This window comes from Alcaligenes sp. GCM10023179, from assembly GCF_042653705.1.
Taxonomy (GTDB): domain Bacteria; phylum Pseudomonadota; class Gammaproteobacteria; order Burkholderiales; family Burkholderiaceae_B; genus Alcaligenes; species Alcaligenes phenolicus.
Map to the genome: position 1 here is coordinate 1571510 of NZ_JBHSIQ010000001.1, position 18751 is coordinate 1590260.

Below are 18751 nucleotides of genomic sequence, written 5' to 3' on the forward strand. Positions count from 1 at the left end.
ACAAAGGTCAGGGATTACATGTCCATTGTTCGCCTGAAAGAAAACGAACCCTTTGAAGTTGCTCTGCGCCGCTTCAAACGCACTATTGAAAAAACCGGTCTGTTGACCGAGCTGCGTTCGCGCGAATTCTACGAAAAGCCAACGGCTGAGCGCAAGCGCAAGCACGCTGCCGCCGTGAAGCGTCACTACAAACGCATCCGCAGCCAGCAACTGCCTCCACGCTTGTATTGATCCCTGAATCTTTTGTTCAGGAACTGCTCGCCCGTGTCGATGTCGTAGATGTCGTCGGGCGGTACGTGCAGTTGCGTAAAGGCGGGGCCAACTTGCTTGGCCTGTGCCCTTTTCACAACGAAAAATCCCCTTCATTTACAGTCAGTCCCACCAAGCAGTTTTACCATTGCTTCGGTTGTGGCGCTCACGGATCGGCTATCTCGTTCCTGATGGAACACACAGGGGCTTCATTCCCCGAGGCGGTACGCAGCTTAGCTGGTTCCGTCGGAATGACTGTGCCCGAAGCAGATCGCACCCCACGCCAACGTGCTGCCGATGCGCGTCGTAAAGACGAGTTGTCGCGTCAGCATCATATTCTTGAAACGGCACAGGGGCACTACCTACGTCAGCTAAAACAGTCACCCATTGCTATCGACTATCTAAAACGTCGTGGCCTGGATGGGGAGACGGCTGCCCGTTTCGGTTTGGGCTGGACAGGTACGGAGCGACGCGGCTTATCGGCTGTATTTCCGCAGTACGAAGACAAGCAGCTGGTTGAGTCCGGCTTGGTGATCGAGTCCGAAGATGGTCGTCGCTACGACCGTTTCCGTTCGCGCATCATGTTTCCGATCCGCAGTACCAAGGGCCATATCATTGGCTTTGGTGGCCGTCTGATCGAAAAAGGTGAACCCAAGTACCTGAATTCGCCGGAAACCACGCTGTTTTCCAAAGGACACGAGCTATACGGCTTGTGGGAAGGACGTCAGGGCATACGCAAAGAAGGCTTTGTCCTGATTGTTGAAGGTTATATGGACGTGGTGGCGCTGTCGCAACATGGCTTGCACAATGCCGTAGCGACCTTGGGCACCGCGACAACCGAATACCACATCACCAAATTGATGCGCGCCAGCGACAGGCTGGTGTTTTGCTTTGATGGTGACGGGGCAGGGCGCAAGGCCGCCTGGCGTGCTTTGAATACCTGCTTGCCACTGGTACGTGACGATGTGTCCATCCGCTTCATGTTCCTGGCGGATAACCACGACCCCGATTCTTTTGTTCGTGAGCACGGTGCTGCCGCGTTTCGCGAGCAGGCCCAGGAAGCAGCAGCTTTGTCGCGCTTCTTCCTGGACGAGCTGGCAGCCCGCCATCGCATGGACGAGGCCGAAGGCCGCGCGGCTTGCGTGCACGAGGCTTTGCCTTTGTTGCTGGAACTGGCTGACAGTACCTTGAAGGTGCAGATTCAGCATGAATTTGCTCGCATGGTGCTGCTGACGCCAGACGAGCTGGCGCAGCGCCTGAGTACCGTAGAGCCGGTTCGCCGGCCTGCCGTGGATACGCCGCCGGCTCAGGATGGTCTGGTAGCCAGACCACCGGTTCCGGCACAGCCAGCACCATCTTCAGATGGCATAGAGCCGTTTGAAGACGGTTTTGACGGTTCCTTTGCTGACAGCCTGCCTATGGATGGCTGGCAGGACGAGCCCGATTGGCAGCCTCAGGAGCAATATCAGGAGCGGCCAGCATCAGGTCGTGGCAAGGGTGGCAAGAATAATCGTCAACGGCAAGAGCGCGCTGTCCTGGGTGGCAGCCGCGCCGTGACTCCGATGGCCAAGCGATTGCTGCGCTTGCTCATTGGGCATCCAACCCTGGTGGGAGGGTTGGGTGATCAACAACTTGAAATTTTGGCGCAAAGTCCCCACTTACGTTTAGTGCAAGAGCTGATTGCCTTAAGCAATATCAGCTCGGCGCGTCACGCAGGTGCGTTGCTGGAGGCCGTGGACCCCGAGTCCGACCTGGCCCCCGTGCTAGAAGCGCTGGCCACGGAGCTCTTGGGCGAAGAAGAATTGCCCGATCCGCAGGGTGAATGGCGTGATGCGCTGCATCGCATCGAACTGGATGCGATCAAGGCAGAGCAGTCGGCGTTGGTGGCCACGGGCTTGCAAGAGCCTGAACAGCGTCAGCGTTATCAAGAATTGACACGCCGTATTGCTTTGTTGAATGCTGCTTATACTCGGCAAGTGAAGTAAAATATTGGGTTATGTGTTGTGTTTGTGGCCGGCCAGGGGGTTAAAACTGGTACGCGAGCAAATGCGGCGGGTTAGCGGATTGTGAACCACCTTATGCCTTGAGCCCATGAGCCAGGGATTAAATGACTTAGGGTTCGCTCGCGCAACACGCCCAGGAGCAAGCCGGTTGTGAACACGCTCATTATCAGGCTCTTGCCTGTACGACTCGGTGGCTACATATTTAGTGCCACAGGGGTAAATGGCGTCTATGGAAGAAAATATGACTCAAACGACTGGTAAAACCTCGACGACGGTCTCTCGGTCTGCTAAGAAAACCTTGGCCGCGACAGCAAAATCAGGGGCATCAAGCTCGGTAGAGCTCGATGAGCTTCACGAAAGTGGAGAGCCAGGCGCAGCGCCTGCCAAAAAGGCAGCTAAAAAGGCGGCTGCTAAAAAAACGGTAGCCAAAAAAGCGGCTGCCAAGAAAACAGCGGCTAAAGCCGCTACCGGCGGTCGCCGTGGACGTCCTGCAAAGAATGCCAATAACGACGGTATCGACTTTGTCGATGACGACGAAATGGGCGAAGAAGAGGTCATTCCTGATCTCAAGCCGGTGGCCAAGCGTGGTGCCAAGCGCGCCAAAGCCGAAAAAGATGTATTCGGTGTCCGTGGCCAACTGAGCCCTGAAGAACAGGAAGCCCGCCGCAATCGTCTCAAAGCCCTGATCAAGCTGGGTAAGGACCGCGGTTACCTGACCTACAGTGAAATCAACGATCACCTGCCCGATGATCTGGTGGATGTCGAAGCCATTGATGGCATTATCGGCACCTTCAGTGACATGGGTATTTCGGTTTACGACCAGGCTCCCGACGCTGACACCTTGCTCATGAGCGATAACGCGCCCATGGCATCCAGCGACGATGACGTCGAGGACGAAGCTGAAGCCGCTTTGACGACCGTGGATTCCGACTTCGGTCGCACGACTGACCCTGTGCGTATGTACATGCGCGAAATGGGTTCGGTGGAACTGCTGACCCGCGAAGGCGAAATTGAAATCGCCAAGCGTATCGAAGATGGCTTGAAGCACATGGTGATGGCTATCGCCGCGTGCCCAACCACAGTTAACGAGATCCTGGCCTACGTTCAGCGTGTACGCGAAGGCGTCATGCAGATTGACGAAGTGGTTGACGGTCTGGTGGACGATGATGGCGAAGAATACGCCGGTTCCGGTGTCACCGCTGACGACGAGGACGAAGGTCCAGCCGGCGGCATGAGCAGCAAGCAGATTGAATACCTGCGCAACAAGTCGCTCAAGAAATTCGACATTATTGGCGAATGGTTTGACAAGATGCGCGTGTCCTTCGAGTCCGAAGGTTACAAGAGCGCAGGCTATGTGCAAGCCCAGGAAACCATCCTGAATGAATTCATGGGCATTCGCTTTACCGCCAAGATGGTGGAAAAGCTGGCCGATACCATGCGTGAGCAGGTTGCCATCGTGCGTCAGCACGAGCGCGAAATCCTGAACATCTGTGTGGATCGTGCTGATATGCCACGTGCACACTTCATCAAGGCTTTCCCCGGCAACGAAACCAATCTGGATTGGGTGGTGCAGGAGGTGGCTGCAGGCCATCCTTACAGCTCGATTCTGGAGCGCCACATCCCTGCCATTCAGGAAGTTCAGCAAAAGCTGATCGACCTGCAAACCAGCGTTGTGCTGCCTTTGAAGGACCTGAAAGAAGTCAACAAACGCATGACCACGGGCGAAGCCAAGGCACGTAAAGCCAAGCGCGAAATGACCGAGGCCAACTTGCGTCTGGTAATCTCCATCGCCAAGAAGTACACCAACCGTGGCTTGCAGTTCCTGGATCTGATTCAGGAAGGCAATATCGGTTTGATGAAGGCGGTGGACAAGTTCGAATACCGTCGTGGCTACAAATTCTCTACGTACGCTACGTGGTGGATTCGTCAGGCCATTACGCGTTCGATCGCTGACCAGGCCCGCACGATTCGTATTCCGGTTCACATGATCGAGACGATCAACAAGATGAACCGTATCAATCGTCAGATCCTGCAGGAAACCGGCGTTGAGCCCGATCCCGCAACCCTGGCCCAGAAGATGGACATGCCCGAAGACAAGGTTCGCAAGATCTTGAAGATCGCCAAAGAGCCTATCTCCATGGAAACGCCTATCGGTGACGATGACGATTCCCACCTGGGCGATTTCATCGAGGACAACAACACCGTTTCGCCATCGGATTCCGCTTTGCACGGCTCCATGCGCGATGTGGTGAAAGATGTCCTGGATTCCTTGACGCCACGCGAAGCCAAAGTGCTGCGCATGCGTTTTGGTATCGAGATGAGCACTGACCAGACTCTGGAAGAAGTGGGCAAGCAGTTTGACGTTACGCGTGAGCGTATTCGTCAAATAGAAGCCAAGGCTTTGCGCAAGCTGCGTCATCCTAGCCGTGCCGACAAACTGAAGAGCTTCCTGGAAAGCCAGTAAGTCTTTAGCAAGTCTGCTTGAGCAAAATAAAAAACCCGGTCTGAATAAGACCGGGTTTTTTTGTGCTCATTGCCCAGCCTTTTAAAATCTCTTTCCAAGGGTAAGGCGCTGCAGTTGAGAAAAGCTTACTAGGTCTTTGGTCTTGCCTGTCGCAATGAGTTTTTGGTGCTCTTGGCGACACCGTTCGTGCAGATAAGCTTGCCGTTTCAGGATATCAGGATGGATCCAGATCCAGCTTGAATACACAGCCTTTGCCATTCGGCCCGCTTTGTACACTTAAACTCCAGCCTTGCGCCAGCGCTAGTTGGCGTGCCAATGCCAGGCCTATGCCTCTGTGGCCTTCTTCACGCAGTCCTGTCGTCAGTTGTTTGCCCTGGCTGAAGTGGCGCTCAAAGATCAGGATTTGATCTTGCTTGGCAATGCCGGGGCCGTCGTCTTGCAAAGCCAGGACTGAGGGGGCAATCCAGCTCAGTTGCAGCTTGCAGGGAGCGGCGTGGTCGATGGCATTGCGCATCAGGATGCGCAGCAACATGGACAGGGCATAGGGGTCCAAGGTGTAGAGCAAGTGGTCAGGCACCAAATTGCTCCAACGTACTTGCTGGCTATCCGCATCCAGCAGGGCGACGGCCTGCCAGGTCTGTTGAGCCAGCTCGTGGACCTCGACTTCGCGCACATGGCGCTCTGCGGTGTAAGCCAGGCTTTCTGCGGCATCCAGGCTGGCGGTGACGGCATCGGCGTGGACCATCATGCGTTGCAGGCGCTGTTGTTGCGGGCCTTCGGGCAGTTGCAGCAGCAAAAGCTCGCAATCGCTGCGTATGGCAGTCAGCCCTGTACGCAGCTCGTGGCCCAGATTGGCGGCGAACTCGCGTTCATGCGTCAGTAGTTCCTCAACTTGCTCCTGCATGCGATTAAAGGCTCGGATCAGCCGGCCAGCTTCATCATCCTGGTGTTCGGGCAGGCCGGAGCGGCCGGGTGCCCAGTTTTCCAGATGGCGGGACAGGGTCAGCATGGGAGCCACAGCGTGGCGGGCTACTCGACGCCCGAGTAAAAACACCAGCAAAATCGTGGCCGAACCAATCAGGAGCAGAATCAGGCCAAACTCGCGTACTCGGTCTTCGTGAGGGGTGGCGCGATACACCAGATACAGCTGGCCTTGCTCTTTGTCCTGGCGCAGCACGTGCCAGGTGTCACTACCCAGATGAAATTCGTAAATGCCCGGTTCGGGAACACGGGCAAATTCGGGCAAGTTGTCCAGAGTCTGGCCCGGCAAAAACCAATAGCTGTCCAGCTCTGCGCCCAGGGCTTCACTGCGGTCGTAGGCGCTGTCGGGTAAAAGAGTGGGGTTGCGAGCGTAAGAGACCAGCATGGCGTTGACCATCTCGTCTTCCATGCGCGCAAAGGCGACATAGGCCAGTCCCCCCATAATGATGACCAGCAAGGCGGCAATCAGGGTCAGGGCCCAGGATACACGCTGGGTAAGGGTGCTCATGAAGCGGCTGCGGCGCGGGGCTTTGGCCATCCCTTAGCTCTCCTGTTGCAAACGCCAGCCCATGCCGGGCAAGGTTTCAATGGTGCCTGCGCCAGCCTCGGACAAGGCGCGGCGCAAGATATGGATTTGACTGCGCAAGGCTTCTGGCGACGGAGCGCCTTGGGGCCACAGGGTTTTTTCCAGGGAGCGGCGTGTCAGAATGGCTTGCGGGTCGCGTAACAGGGCTTCCAGTAACTGGCGGGCTTTGAAGCTCAGGTGCAGTTCCTGACCGCTGACGCTGACCAGCGCCGTATCCAGGTTGTATTCCAGACGGCCCCAATGCAGTGAGCCGTGCTGCACTTGTGGTGGACCACGTCGCATCAGAGCGCGTAGCCGGGCTTCGACTTCAGCCAGGGCAAAAGGTTTGATCAGATAGTCGTCCGCCCCCAGGTCAAAGGCCGTGAGCTTGCTTTCCAGCTGGCTGCGGGCTGTCAGTACCAAGGTCGGGATGGGGGTTTGACTGGACTGGCGCAGGGCCTGGAGTACACCAAAACCATCCAGACCGGGCAAGCCCAGATCCAGTACCAATGCATCAAAATCCTGTTCTTGCAGCAGTGTCAGTGCACCATTGCCGTCGTAGGCGGCATCCACAGCAAAGCCTTTCAGTTCCAGATAGGTATAAAGATTTTCGGCAATGGTCGTATCGTTTTCAACAATCAGGACACGCATGACAGCTTGTTCCACAAGGTTGGGACAGTTCTTGTGCAGCTTACTGCACTTGGGGGCGATCAGGGTAGACGCAGAAGTACGGGTACCCAGCCATTGATTTGCAACCACTGTGCCAGGGCAAAGACAGGCCAGATCAGGAAGTAAGGCAAGGCATCGCGCAAGGTGCGGGCCAATCCTGTCAGGGACACTTGCAGTTCGTTCGGGCTGTTCCAAAGGCTCAGGCGTGGGATCAGGCGGGGCACGCGCTGGCAGTAGTCCTGATAATTCTGACCAAAGACTTTGTGCAGCAGAACCTGTTCTTCGTCGATCACATTGTTGAAGACGGCGTAGACAAACAAGGCGAGTATGGGGCCAAGCAGCAGGCTGCCGGACAGTGCACCCATGCCGGTGACGGCGCACAGGGAAAACAGATACAGCGGGTTGCGGGTGATGGAGTAGGGGCCTTGGCTGATCAGGCTGGAGCCTTTATGACCGCCCAGGTACAACATGCACCAGCAGCGGCCCAGGACGGCAATCAGGACCAGCCCCAGACCGGCCATGCGGGTGAATTGAAAGACCAGCGAGTCGACCGCCCAGGTGGAGGCGAAGAAAGGCAGAATCACGACCATCAGGCCACCAAACACCCCCAGGCTGCGGCGACGTTGTACCTGAATGCTGGCCAGATGTTCCCAGGCCTCTGCAACCGTGGCGCGTTCGCTATGGGAGGCTGACCAGCGTTCGGGATTCACGATCAAGGGGTAGAAGGCGATGCTGCCCAGCAACCAGACAAGCGCCAGTGAGGCAAACACTTGAGTCAGATTGATACGCTCTTGATCCGCTTCCAGCAAGCCCAACAAAAAGGCGCAGATCAAACCGGCCAGCAGGCCCCCCCAGCGCAGGCGGGCCTGGTTCAAGGCCCAACCGGCAAAGTACAGGTGTAGCAAGCCAGCGCCCACGGCGACGATGGCGCCCACTTCCAGCAAGGGTTTGATCTCGGGTATCTGGTGATACAGCGATTCCAGGCTTTGGGAGGCGGCGGAGTATTGCAGAAGCAGCATCAGCAAAGGCACGGCCAGGAACAGGCTGGTGCCCAGCAACAGGATGCGTTTGCCTGGCAAGGCCTCTTGTCCGCGCAGCTGGCGCAGTTTCCAGGCAGCCAGGAACAAACCCGCGGTGGCAATCAGGCCGGTCAGCAGACCTTGAGCCTCTTTCATTTCATGGGCCATATGGCCAGGTTGCTGGCTGGAGGCCAACAAGGGATTGAGCGGAGACCAGTCCTGGGTCAGGCTGGCCAGCCAGAGAAACAAAAAGGTCACTCCCACAACCTGCGTCAGCAGGTAGAACAGGGAGTTGCGTTGCACCAGGGTTGATGTGCCGGACATAATCAAATCTCGCCAAGAAGAGGGGGAGCCGGGGCTGGCTTCCTACTGACGGGATCAATGTATCGTTGGCACCGTAAAATCCGCGTTAAATCGAAAAAACGTGTGCAGATATTTTTTGGGTAGACGGAAAAGAGTCCCTGGCGGCGGTTGTAATGATTGGACTTGCCCGCCAGGAACCGGCTTCAGTTCTGTTTAGTGATCGCGCTGATGGACGCAGCGGCCTGCGCTGTAGCTGGCTTGAATGCAGCGATCGTCACCCAGCAGGGCCAGCATGAACAATTGCTCTTCCAGCGAGTTCAGCATGGTGCTGCGGCGGGCCATCAAGGGGGTGGCCTTGGGGTCCATCACAATAAAGTCCGCCTCGGCACCAGGAGCCAACGTGCCGATTTGACCCTGCATGTCCAGTGCCCGCGCGGCTCCTTCGGTGGCCATGTAGAACATGGATGCGGCGGTCAGATGGTAGTTGTTCAGACGGGCCACTTTGTGGGCCTCGTTCATGGTGCGCAGCATGGAGAACGACGTCCCGCCGCCCACATCGGTGGCCAGGGTGTGCAGCACCTTGCTTTGGCGAATGGACTGGAAATCGAACAAGCCAGAGGCCAGGAACAGGTTGGAGGTGGGGCAGTGGGCGGCGATACTGCCGGTATCGTGCATGCGAGCGCGGTCCTGTTCGTCCAGCCAGATACTGTGGCCGTAGATGGCGCGGGGGCGTAGCAGACCAAAGCTGTCGTACACGTCCAGATAGCTGCGGTTCTTGGGGAACAGCTCGCTTACCCATTTGATCTCGTCCTTGTTTTCTGCCACGTGGGTTTGCAGAAACACATCGGGATAGGCGCGGGCCAGTTCACCACAGGCGGCTAATTGCTCCGGGGTGGAGGTGGGCGCAAAACGGGGTGTCAGAGCGTACAGTTGGCGGCCCTTGCCGTGCCAGCGCTTGATGAGGTCTTCCGAATCGCGTGCGCCTGACTCGGCAGTATCTTGCAGATAGTCCGGGCAGTTGCGGTCCATCATCACCTTGCCTGCAATCATGCGCAGATTGCGCTCGTGGCTTTCCTCAAAGAAGGCATCCACAGATTGGCGGTGCACACTGCCGTAGACCAGGGCGGTGGTGGTGCCGTTGCGCAGCAGTTCGTCCAGAAACACGCCAGCCACTTCGCGGGCGTGTTCGCTATCGCCAAAACGACCTTCAGTTGGGAAGGTATAGGTTTCCAGCCAGGGCAACAGGCCGCTGGAGGGGGAGGCAATAATGTCGGTTTGCGGGAAGTGCAGGTGGGTGTCGATCATGCCTGGCATGATGATTTTCCCGCTCAAATCCATGGTCTTTGTATCGGCAGGCAGGCTCTGCGACAGTTCGGCCCAGTCGCCACAGGCCTGAATCTGGCCTTGTTCGTTGACCAGCAGCAGGCCGTCACTGTGATAGCGCACGGCTTCGGAAGGATCTTCCAATGTGGCAGGGTCCGCGACAAAGTACAGCAGTTGGGCACGGTAGGCGCAGGCGGAGTGTAAAGAGGTAGTCATAGTGTCCTTGAAGTCGAGGTCGCATCAGCGACTGAGCTGGCCCATTTCATAGGCGTGGGCCAGCAATTCGGCGGCGACAGCCACGGCAATAATCGAGGGGGCCTTGCCCTTGATACCTGGCACGCCAATGGGGCAGACCAGTTTCTGAATACGGGACTCGGGCATGCCGCGTTGCTGCAAGCGGCGCTCGAATTGACGACGTTTGGTCATGGAGCCGATCAGGCCCACATAGGCCGTATCGGGCCGGCGCAAGATCTTTTGGCACAGAGCCAGATCGAGGCCGTGATTATGCGTCATCACCAGAAAATAGCTATTGGTCGGGGCTTGTTCGATCAGCGCATCGGGGATGTCGGTAATTTCCAGGCTGACATTGCTGGGTACCTGAGCGGGAAACAGTTCAGGGCGTTCGTCAATCCACAGAACCCGGCATGGCAGGGTGCCCAGAATCTGCACCAGTGCCTCGCCCACATGACCGGCCCCAAATAGCAGAATGGTCAGGGGCGGGGGCGGCAGGTCCTCCATCCAGACGCCTTGCGAGCCGTCGTAGTCCAGCCGGGATTCGTCCACAATTGAAGGGCTGTGGATATCAACCTGCTTGCTGCCATCCGACAGCAATTGTGAACGGCGGCTGGTCGCCTGACCGGCCCGCACGGCGCTATCGAGCTCTTCCAGCCAGCTCAGATCCTCGGCACCCAGGGTCTCGTACAGCAAGGTCACGACCCCGCCGCAACATTGACCCAGGCTGGGACCCAGTGGCAGGCGGCTCATGCTCCAGCCGGGACCGGAGGATTGGCTGAGCATGACACGGGCCTGTTCTGCCGCTACCCATTCCAGGTGCCCGCCACCAATGGTTAACCACTGCTCAGTTTGGCTGAACAGCATGGCCGTGCCCGTGGTGCGCGGGGTGGAGCCTTTGGCCAGCGCCACCGAGCACAAAACCAGCCGCTCGCCCGCTTTTACACGGGCGAGGGCAAGAGATGGCCAGCTACTCATTTCGCTTTGCGAATAGCCGCAACAGCCCGCATGACGGCTTCCGCAGTCGCAGGTGCGTTCAGCACGGGTTCGATCTGGTAGTTGCCTACACTGGCAACGGCATCACGAATCGCGTTAAAGACGCAGAATGGCAACAGCAAAGGGGGTTCGCCCACGGCTTTGGAGCGGTGAATCGAATCCATGGCGTTGCGGCCATCGAACAGATTGACGCGGAAGTCCATGGGGCAGTCGCTGATGGCCGGGATCTTGTAGGTTGACGGCGCATGCGTGGTGAGCTTGCCTTGAGCGTTCCACACCAGTTCTTCTGTTGTCAGCCAACCCATGCCTTGAATAAAGGCGCCTTCAACCTGGCCAATATCCAGGGCCGGATTGATGGATTTGCCCACATCGTGCAGCACGTCAGCACGCAGAAGACGAGATTCCCCGGTCAGCGTGTCGATCAGCACTTCAGCGACGGCAGCCCCATAGGAGAAGTAGTAGAAGGGATTCCCCTTCATGACTTTGGAGTCCCAGTGCAGGCCGGGGGTGGCGTAAAAGCCGTCGGACCACAGCTGGACGCGGGCCTGGTAGGCGTGCTCAACCAGTTGAAAGAAGGGCATGGTCTGGCCGCCGATCTCGACCTGACCCCGCTCGAATTTCACGCTGGACTCTTCAACCGAAAACAACTGGGCCGCTACCGTCGTCAGACGCTGGCGAATCTGGTAGGCCGCATTCTGGGCGGCTTTACCGTTCAAGTCCGTACCTGTGGATGCCGCCGTGGCCGAGGTATTGGCCACTTTGGTGGTATCGGTGGCCGTGACCCGGATGTGCTCCAGATTCAGGCCCAGTTCATGGGCTACCACCTGGGCGACCTTGGTGTTCAAACCCTGGCCCATTTCCGTGCCACCGTGGTTCACCAAAACCGTGCCGTCACGGTAGACGTGGACCAGAGCACCAGCCTGGTTGAAGGCGGGTACGTTAAAGGAAATACCGAATTTCACCGGGGTCAGTGCCAGACCCTTTTTCAGTACCGGGCTGCTGGCATTGAATTCACGGATGTGTTCACGGCGCTGACGGTATTCGCTGGTTTCCTCCAGCTCGGCCACCAGCTCGTGAATGACGTTATCGACCACGGTCTGGTCGTAAGGCGTCACATTACGGTCTTCTTTGCCGTAGAAGTTGATGCGGCGCACATCCAGCGGATCTTTGCCCAGACGGCGAGCAATTGTGTCCAGCGCCACTTCCATGACCAAGGCCCCTTGCGGACCACCAAAGCCTCGAAAGGCCGTATTGGATTGGGTATTGGTGCGGCCACACAAGGCGCTCATGTCTACATCGGACAGGTAGTAGGCATTGTCAAAGTGACAGATGGCGCGGGTTGCCACGGGGCCGGACAAGTCGGCGGAAAACCCCGAGTTGGCCGTCATGTCCAGACGGGCACCCAGCAGGCGGCCTTCGTCGTCGTAGCCAATATCGTATTCATAGTAGAAACCGTGACGCTTGCCGGTAATCATGAAGTCGTCGTCGCGGTCCAGGCGCAGTTTGATCGGGCGTTGCAGCTTGACGGCGGCCACACTGGCCACGCAGGCGTACAGGGCCGATTGAGATTCCTTGCCACCGAAACCACCACCCATGCGACGGCATTCCACGTGTACCTTGTGTGCACCAACGCCCAGACAGTGAGCAACCAGCTGCTGCATCTCCGAAGGGTGCTGGGTGGAGCACCAGATATGCACGGCGCCGTATTCCTTGGGCACGGCGTAGGAAATCTGGCCTTCCAGATAAAACTGCTCCTGACCATTGCACTGGAAGGTGCCTTGCAGGCGGTGTGGAGCCGATTCCAGTGCTTTTTTGGCGTCGCCTTGTTTCAGGCTCATCAGGGGCAGAACACCGGCATTCGCGGCCTTGGCTTCTTGCGGAGTCAAGATGGCAGGCAGCTCTTCATAGGTGATCTTGCCCAGACGCGCTGCACGGCGTGCCTGGTCGTGGGATTTCGCAATAACCGCAAAAATGGGCTGGCCAAAGTAATGCACCACGCCATCGGCCAGAATGGGGTCGTCATGCAGAATAGGGCCACAATTATTTGCGGCGGGAATGTCGGCAACCGTCAGGACGGCAATGACACCGGGCGCTTGACGCACAGCTTCCAGATCCACGTCCAGCAAACGGGCATGGGCTTTTTCCGACAGGCCCAGCGCAATATGGGCCGTGCCCTGCAATTCAGGCAAATCATCGGTATATGTGGCCGTGCCGCTCACGTGCAGGTCTGCCGACTCGTGCAGAAAGGACACGCCGACTCGTTGAGCCGTGGCGGTGTTCAGGTGGTCGATATTGTCAATTTTCATCACAAAGTCTCCAGGCTGGCTTGAGCTCGGTGAAAGACATTCAGCTGGGCGGGACTCAAAGCGTTTTCAGGGTGGGTTTCCAGGAAGAAGCGGTACAGCAAATTGGCCGCACTTTGATTGCGGTATTCGCTGCTGGCACGCATATCGCTCAGGGCCTGGTAGTCCTGTTGCAGCGCTTGCATGGCAGCTTGTACGTTTTCCTCGTTCCATTCCTGACCTTGCAGCACTTGCTCGGCGTGGCTGGCTCGTTTAGGGGTGGCAGCCATACCGCCAAAGGCGATGCGAGCCTGTTTGACGATCTTGCCATCCAGTTCCACCGCAAAGGCGGCGCACACGGCAGAAATGTCCTGGTCGAAACGCTTGGACAGCTTGTAGGTACGGAATTGCCATTGTCCCTTGTTGCGTGGGACCAGCAGTCCTTGCACGAACTCGCCCGGTTCCATGGCGGTTTTCTGGTAGGCCAGATACAGATCTTCCAAAGGCAGCACGCGCTCGACTGCGCCTTTGCGCAGCACCACACGGGTACGCATGGCAATCAGGGCGGGCATGGAGTCCCCAATGGGCGAGCCGTTGGCCACGTTGCCGCCCAGGGTACCGGCGTTGCGGATAGGGAAGGAGGCAAAGCGTTGGCGCAGTTCTGTCAATTCGGGGTGGTCTTTGATCAGGGCGTCAAAAGCGTCGTTCAACAGCACGCCTGCACCGATATACAGATCGTCCTCGGTGGTTTTCAGTTCGCGCAGCTCGGCCACCTGACCGATATAGATCAGATGTGGCAAATCGCGGAATTGCTTGGTCACCCATAGGCCGATATCGGTGCTGCCAGCCAGAATGCGGGCTTGCGGATATTGCTCGCGCAGCTGGGCCAACTGGTCCAGCGTGCGGGGGGCGTGGAAGGTCTGGCCCTGGTATTCATAGGCCAGCATGCCGTCCTGACGAATGGCACGCAGCTTGTCTTCAATGGATTGGCGGTCCATGCTGACAGCCGGATAGCTGTGCATGGCTTTGGCTGCATCAATAATGGGGCGGTAGCCGGTACAGCGGCACAGATTGCCCGAGAGCACATCGTCGATCTGTTCCCGGGAAACCGGCCCGTCTTCGGGCGAGTGCGTCATGTACAGGCCCCACAGCGACATGATGAAGCCAGGCGTACAAAAGCCGCACTGGGCACCGTGCCAGTCCACCATGGCCTGTTGCACGGGGTGCAGGGTGCCATCGTCCTGGCGCAGATCCTCAATGGTGTAGAGCACCTTGCCGTCCAGCGTAGGCAGCAGCTGGATACAGGCGTTTACGGCACGCAATTGCAGTTGATTGTTCTGGTCCAGTTCGCCAATCATGACCGTGCAGGCGCCGCAATCACCCTCGGCACAGCCTTCTTTGGTGCCGGTGCAGTGCAGATCCTCACGGATATACTGTAAAACGGTTCGCGTGGTTGGGGCCTGAGCCACTTCCTGTACTTCGCCGCGATAAATAAAACGAATTGGTCTTGTCTCCATGATCTCACTCGACTGGTTTTTTACGGATCGAAGATAGCATTTGCTTAGGATGCGAACATTTGCTTGGAATGATGTTCACTATATAGGCGTATGAGTGTCTACACCGATCAACGAGGCGGGCCAGCGCTTGTATTATTTAAACCATGCCAAAATTACGAGAACAACTAGATCTACATTTGCTGCGGGTATTGCAGTCGCTGCTCAAGGAGCATAGCGTCTCGCGTACGGCTATCCGCTTGGGCATGTCCCAGCCAGCCGTTAGCAATGCCTTGCGGCGCTTGCGCGAAATCACGGGCGATCCGATTTTGCTGCGCGGTAAAAAGGGAATGGTGCCTACCGAGCGCGGTCCTTTTTTGCTGGCACATGCCACGGAAGCCTTGCAAGCTATCGAGCGAATTTCTGCCGCGGCAGAGCCCATGGACCCCAGTCAGTCTACCCGCGTTTTCAATCTGGGCGCGCCGGATTATCTGGATGGTGCTTTTATCCCGGATATTGCGGAGCGGGTGCGTCGTCAGGCGCCGCAGGCCCGACTGGTGGTCCATACCATCAATCCGGACCTGGATTACGTACAGGCCTTGGAAGAGGGCGAACTGGACGTGGTGATCGGTAACTGGCTGGAGCCTCCGGAAAAGCTGCACCTGGCGCGTCTGTTTGATGACGAGGTGGTCTGTATGCTGGGCCGCCATCATCCCTTGGCGCAGCGTGGCCTGTCCTTGCAGCATTATCTGGACATGCCGCATCTGGCCCCTTCGGCTCACGTGACGGACAAGCGCGGCTTTATTGACGGTTGCCTGGCCGAGCAGGGCATCAGCCGTCACGTACAGATGGTCGTGCCGTATTTCGGCCTGGTTCCGGGGATTTTGAGTCGCACGGACATGGTGTTCACCACGAACCGCCAGTTTGCCGAGTACTATGCCCGCATTCTGCCAATTACCGTGTTGCCTTGTCCGGTTCATTTTCCACTGATGCGCTTTTATCAGCTGTGGCACCCGCGCACGCATAATGCGGCAGAACTGCTGTGGTTCAGGCGTTGCATTGCCCAGGCCGCAGGCAGATTGGATGGATTATCAGAGGGAACTCCATGAGCTTGAGTATTGATTTGAATTGCGACATGGGCGAGAGCTTTGGCCCCTGGGTCATGGGCCATGACGAGCAGGTGATTCCGTGGGTGACGTCGGTAAATATCGCCTGTGGCTTTCATGCCGGAGATCCGGGCACCATGCGTCAGACGGTGGCCCTGGCCCTAAAGCATGGCGTGAAGCTGGGCGCACATCCCGGCCTGCCGGATCTGGCCGGTTTTGGTCGCCGGGTGATGGCGGTTACCCCCGAGCAGGTGTATGACATGGTGGTGGTGCAGGTGGGAGCCCTGGCTGCCGTTGCCCGCACCCAGGGTGCTGCTTTGCATCACGTCAAGGCACATGGTGCTCTTTACAATATGGCCGCCCGTGATGGGGCCTTGGCAAAAGCCATTGCCCAAGCTGTGGCCGATATTGATCGCAGCCTGATTCTGTATGCGCTGGCAGGCAGTGTGCAAGTGCAGGCCGGTCGTGATGCGGGTTTGACGGTGGCTCAAGAGGTGTTTGCCGATCGCAGCTATCAGGACGATGGCAGCCTGACCCCTCGTCAGCAAGCTGGCGCCATGATTACCGATGCCGATCAGTCCGTACAGCAAGTGATGCAGATGATAGAGCAAGGCACCGTTACCAGTCTGTCGGGTAAAACGGTGCCTTTGTCTGCTGATACCTTGTGCCTGCATGGGGATCAGGCGGGGGCGGCCGAATTTGCGCAGCGTTTGCATCAAGCCTTCGAGCAAAGCGGCGTGCGCGTTCAGGCTGTCTGATTACTCCTTGTGTTCAGGCAGGTTGCGGCGCGCGGTATCGGTGCTGGCCAGTTCTTCCAGCTCCTTGGTACTCATGGTGTTGTACATTTCCAGCGATGCCCCTTTCAGACTGGCTACCGGAGTTTCCCCGCGTTTGGCGGACAAGGCTGCACCGGCAGCTTTTTGTTGGGCTTGAGATAAAGCAGGCATGAAGCACCTCCGTTAAAGAAAAGTGGTCATGCCTTTAGTGTGCCAAATGAAAAAGACGGCAAAGCAAGCAAATGTGAGGCTTGTTTGCCGTCTTGAACAGACGCCGGGGGGATGGCCGGATCAGGACACTTTTCGTTTCTGAATCAAGTACATAGCCATACCAAAAACCAGACCCCAGAAGGCACTGCCGATATTGAGCAGGCTCATGCCTGACGCGGTGGTCAGAAAGGTGACCAGGGCGGCGTCACGGGTGTCTGGGGCTTCCAGCGCCATGTGGATGCTGTTGCCTATGGTACCCAGCAAGGCCAGACCGGCAATGGCCGCAATCAGTTCGGTTGGGAAGGCGGCAAACAGGCTGACCACGGTGGCACCAAAGATACCGGCGGCAAAATAGAAAATCCCGGCCCAGACACTGGCGCGATAACGCTGACGCGGGTCCGCATCCACTTCGGGAGTCATGCACAGGGCGGCGCTAATGGCGGCCAGATTGTAGGCGTAGCCACCGAAGGGGCCAAAGATCAGGCCCACAATCCCGGTCCAGCTAATGACAGTGGAGTTGGGCGCATCGTAGTTATGCGCCTTCAATACAGCCACGCCCGGAATGTTCTGCGAGCTCATGGTGACGATGAAAAAGGGAATGCCTACACCAATGAGCGCCGTCCAGGAAAACTCGGGCCAGACCAGCACCGGCGTGGCGGGTGTCCAGCTCAGAATTTCCATTTTCAGCAAACCTTGCATGGCAGCAATCGTGACACCGGCCACCAGTGCCAGCGGCACGGCGTAGCGGGGCGACCATTGGCGCACCACCAGAAACACAATGAACATGCTCAGGCACAGCAGCCATTGGGTCTGCATGGCACCGAACAGATCCAGGCCAAAGCGCAGCAAGATGCCGCCCAGCATGGCGCCGGCAATGCTGCGCGGCATGTACTGCATCAACTTCTGAAAGCTGCCGCTAAGACCGCAAATGGTGGTCAGCAGGGACGAAAACAGGAAAATGCCCACGGCCTGGGACATGGGCAGGCCCACCAGACCCGTGGCCAGCAGCGCAGCGCCGGGGGTGGACCAGGCAGTCAGAATTGGAATCTTGTAGCGCAGCGACAGACCTGCCGACAGCAGGCCCAGACCAATACCCAAAGACCACATCCAGGAGCCCAGCTCGGCGGTGTTGGCACCGGCCGCTTGAGCGGCCTGAAAAACAATGGCAGCAGAACTTGTGTAGCCCACCAGCACGGCAATCAGCCCCGCCGACATGTGAGAAATCTGGAACCAACTTAATAAGCGCTGCAGATATCCGGGGCGGGACAGGTGTGTGGAAGACATGGATGCGTGTGGTGAGGGTAGTAGGGACTTAAGAAGAATGGGTTTGGCTCAAGTAACGGCTGGGGGTTTCGCCCAAAATAGATTTGAAAACGGTAATAAAGGCACTGATAGAGGTGTAACCCAATTCCCTGGCCGTGCTCTTTACGGACATTCCCGAACCCAGTTTTTGCAGGGCCAGCATAATCATGAATTGTTGCCGCCAGCGCCCGAAGCTCATCCCTGTGTGTTTTAGCATATGTCGGGCCAGGGTGCGCTCACTCATGGCCAGTTCTTTTGCCCAGTCGGCCATCGTAGGGCGCGAGTCGGGCTGTTGCAGCATATGTTGCGCAATCGTCTGCAAAACTTTGTCCTCGGGCACCGGTACATGCAGCTGCCGGGTAGGCATTTGATTCAAGGTTTCCAGCAGCACCAGTGCCAGACGGTGCGTCTGGCTGCCCGGCTCGTAATGGGGATTCAGATCACTTAAATGAATGATCATCTCGCGCACCATGGGGCTCAGGTCCAGGGTGCTGCAGTGATCGGGCAGTTCATCCAGACCGGGCTGTATGTACAGGAAATGAATCAGGGCCTGATCGTCGGCGCGGGCACGGTGACGGATACCCATCGGCACCCAGACGGCGCACAGCGGCGGCACCATCCAGTAGCCCTGGTCGGTTTGCAGGGTGACGGAGCCATATTGCGTCATGATCAGCTGTCCATTGGGATGGGTATGCAATGGATTTTCAGTATTGCTGCCCATCGCCATCTTGATGCTGAAAATAGGCCCGCCTTGCGGATTGGAGCTAAAACTCATGCTT

General features: G+C 57.6%; 15 protein-coding genes. 5 read left to right on the forward strand and 10 right to left on the reverse strand.

Annotated features, from left to right (window positions below):
- The first annotated feature begins 18 nt into the window (after positions 1 to 18).
- The 3 genes from rpsU (at position 19) to rpoD (ending at position 4716) form a co-directional block, all read left to right on the forward strand.
- Complete coding sequence (gene rpsU, locus ACFPDR_RS07045; RefSeq protein ID WP_003799344.1) at positions 19 to 231, forward strand: 30S ribosomal protein S21; 213 nt, start codon at positions 19 to 21, stop codon at positions 229 to 231.
- Positions 228 to 2234: a DNA primase gene (dnaG, locus tag ACFPDR_RS07050; RefSeq protein ID WP_376910936.1), complete on the forward strand. Its 2007-nt coding sequence runs from the start codon at positions 228 to 230 to the stop codon at positions 2232 to 2234. The genes rpsU and dnaG overlap by 4 nt, the downstream gene beginning before the upstream one ends.
- Before the next feature lie 259 nt (positions 2235 to 2493).
- A complete protein-coding gene (gene rpoD / locus ACFPDR_RS07055) occupies positions 2494 to 4716 on the forward strand; it encodes an RNA polymerase sigma factor RpoD (protein WP_021446482.1) in 2223 nt (740 codons plus the stop codon).
- 214 nt (positions 4717 to 4930) lie between these two features.
- Here the strand turns inward: rpoD and ACFPDR_RS07060 are convergent, their stop codons facing one another.
- From ACFPDR_RS07060 to xdhA, 7 genes are all read right to left on the reverse strand, one after another.
- On the reverse strand, positions 4931 to 6235 hold the full coding sequence (locus tag ACFPDR_RS07060) for a sensor histidine kinase (protein WP_060185240.1): 1305 nt from the start codon (positions 6233 to 6235) through the stop codon (positions 4931 to 4933).
- 3 nt (positions 6236 to 6238) lie between these two features.
- Entirely contained in the window at positions 6239 to 6913 is a 675-nt protein-coding gene (locus tag ACFPDR_RS07065; RefSeq protein WP_026483479.1) for a response regulator transcription factor, read from the reverse strand.
- 59 nt (positions 6914 to 6972) lie between these two features.
- Positions 6973 to 8274 carry a methyltransferase family protein gene (locus ACFPDR_RS07070; RefSeq protein ID WP_376910937.1) on the reverse strand — a complete coding sequence of 434 codons (1302 nt, stop codon included), beginning with the start codon at positions 8272 to 8274 and terminating at the stop codon, positions 6973 to 6975.
- A 192-nt stretch (positions 8275 to 8466) separates the two neighbouring features.
- A complete protein-coding gene (guaD, locus tag ACFPDR_RS07075) occupies positions 8467 to 9792 on the reverse strand; it encodes a guanine deaminase (protein WP_035272290.1) in 1326 nt (441 codons plus the stop codon).
- A 24-nt stretch (positions 9793 to 9816) separates the two neighbouring features.
- Positions 9817 to 10785: a xanthine dehydrogenase accessory protein XdhC gene (gene xdhC / locus ACFPDR_RS07080; protein WP_321290550.1), complete on the reverse strand. Its 969-nt coding sequence runs from the start codon at positions 10783 to 10785 to the stop codon at positions 9817 to 9819.
- The gene (gene xdhB / locus ACFPDR_RS07085) at positions 10782 to 13109 is read right to left on the reverse strand and encodes a xanthine dehydrogenase molybdopterin binding subunit (protein WP_376910938.1); all 2328 of its coding nucleotides are present in this window, start codon (positions 13107 to 13109) and stop codon (positions 10782 to 10784) included. The genes xdhC and xdhB overlap by 4 nt, the downstream gene beginning before the upstream one ends.
- Complete coding sequence (xdhA, locus tag ACFPDR_RS07090) at positions 13109 to 14602, reverse strand: xanthine dehydrogenase small subunit (protein WP_009458864.1); 1494 nt, start codon at positions 14600 to 14602, stop codon at positions 13109 to 13111. The genes xdhB and xdhA overlap by 1 nt, the downstream gene beginning before the upstream one ends.
- A gap of 143 nt (positions 14603 to 14745) precedes the next feature.
- Between xdhA and ACFPDR_RS07095 the strand changes: the two genes are divergently transcribed.
- On the forward strand, positions 14746 to 15687 hold the full coding sequence (locus ACFPDR_RS07095) for a LysR family transcriptional regulator (protein ID WP_021446486.1): 942 nt from the start codon (positions 14746 to 14748) through the stop codon (positions 15685 to 15687).
- The gene (locus ACFPDR_RS07100; protein ID WP_083053377.1) at positions 15684 to 16442 is read left to right on the forward strand and encodes a LamB/YcsF family protein; all 759 of its coding nucleotides are present in this window, start codon (positions 15684 to 15686) and stop codon (positions 16440 to 16442) included. Before ACFPDR_RS07095 ends, ACFPDR_RS07100 begins: the two co-directional genes overlap by 4 nt.
- Here the strand turns inward: ACFPDR_RS07100 and ACFPDR_RS07105 are convergent, their stop codons facing one another.
- The 3 genes from ACFPDR_RS07105 to ACFPDR_RS07115 form a co-directional block, all read right to left on the reverse strand.
- Complete coding sequence (locus tag ACFPDR_RS07105) at positions 16443 to 16631, reverse strand: DUF3008 family protein (RefSeq protein WP_009458869.1); 189 nt, start codon at positions 16629 to 16631, stop codon at positions 16443 to 16445.
- Between the two features lie 120 nt (positions 16632 to 16751).
- Positions 16752 to 17954, reverse strand: a complete 1203-nt coding sequence (locus ACFPDR_RS07110; protein ID WP_052159431.1) for a benzoate/H(+) symporter BenE family transporter — start codon at positions 17952 to 17954, stop codon at positions 16752 to 16754.
- Between the two features lie 28 nt (positions 17955 to 17982).
- Entirely contained in the window at positions 17983 to 18747 is a 765-nt protein-coding gene (locus ACFPDR_RS07115; RefSeq protein ID WP_376910939.1) for an AraC family transcriptional regulator, read from the reverse strand.
- Between the last annotated feature and the right edge of the window lie 4 nt (positions 18748 to 18751).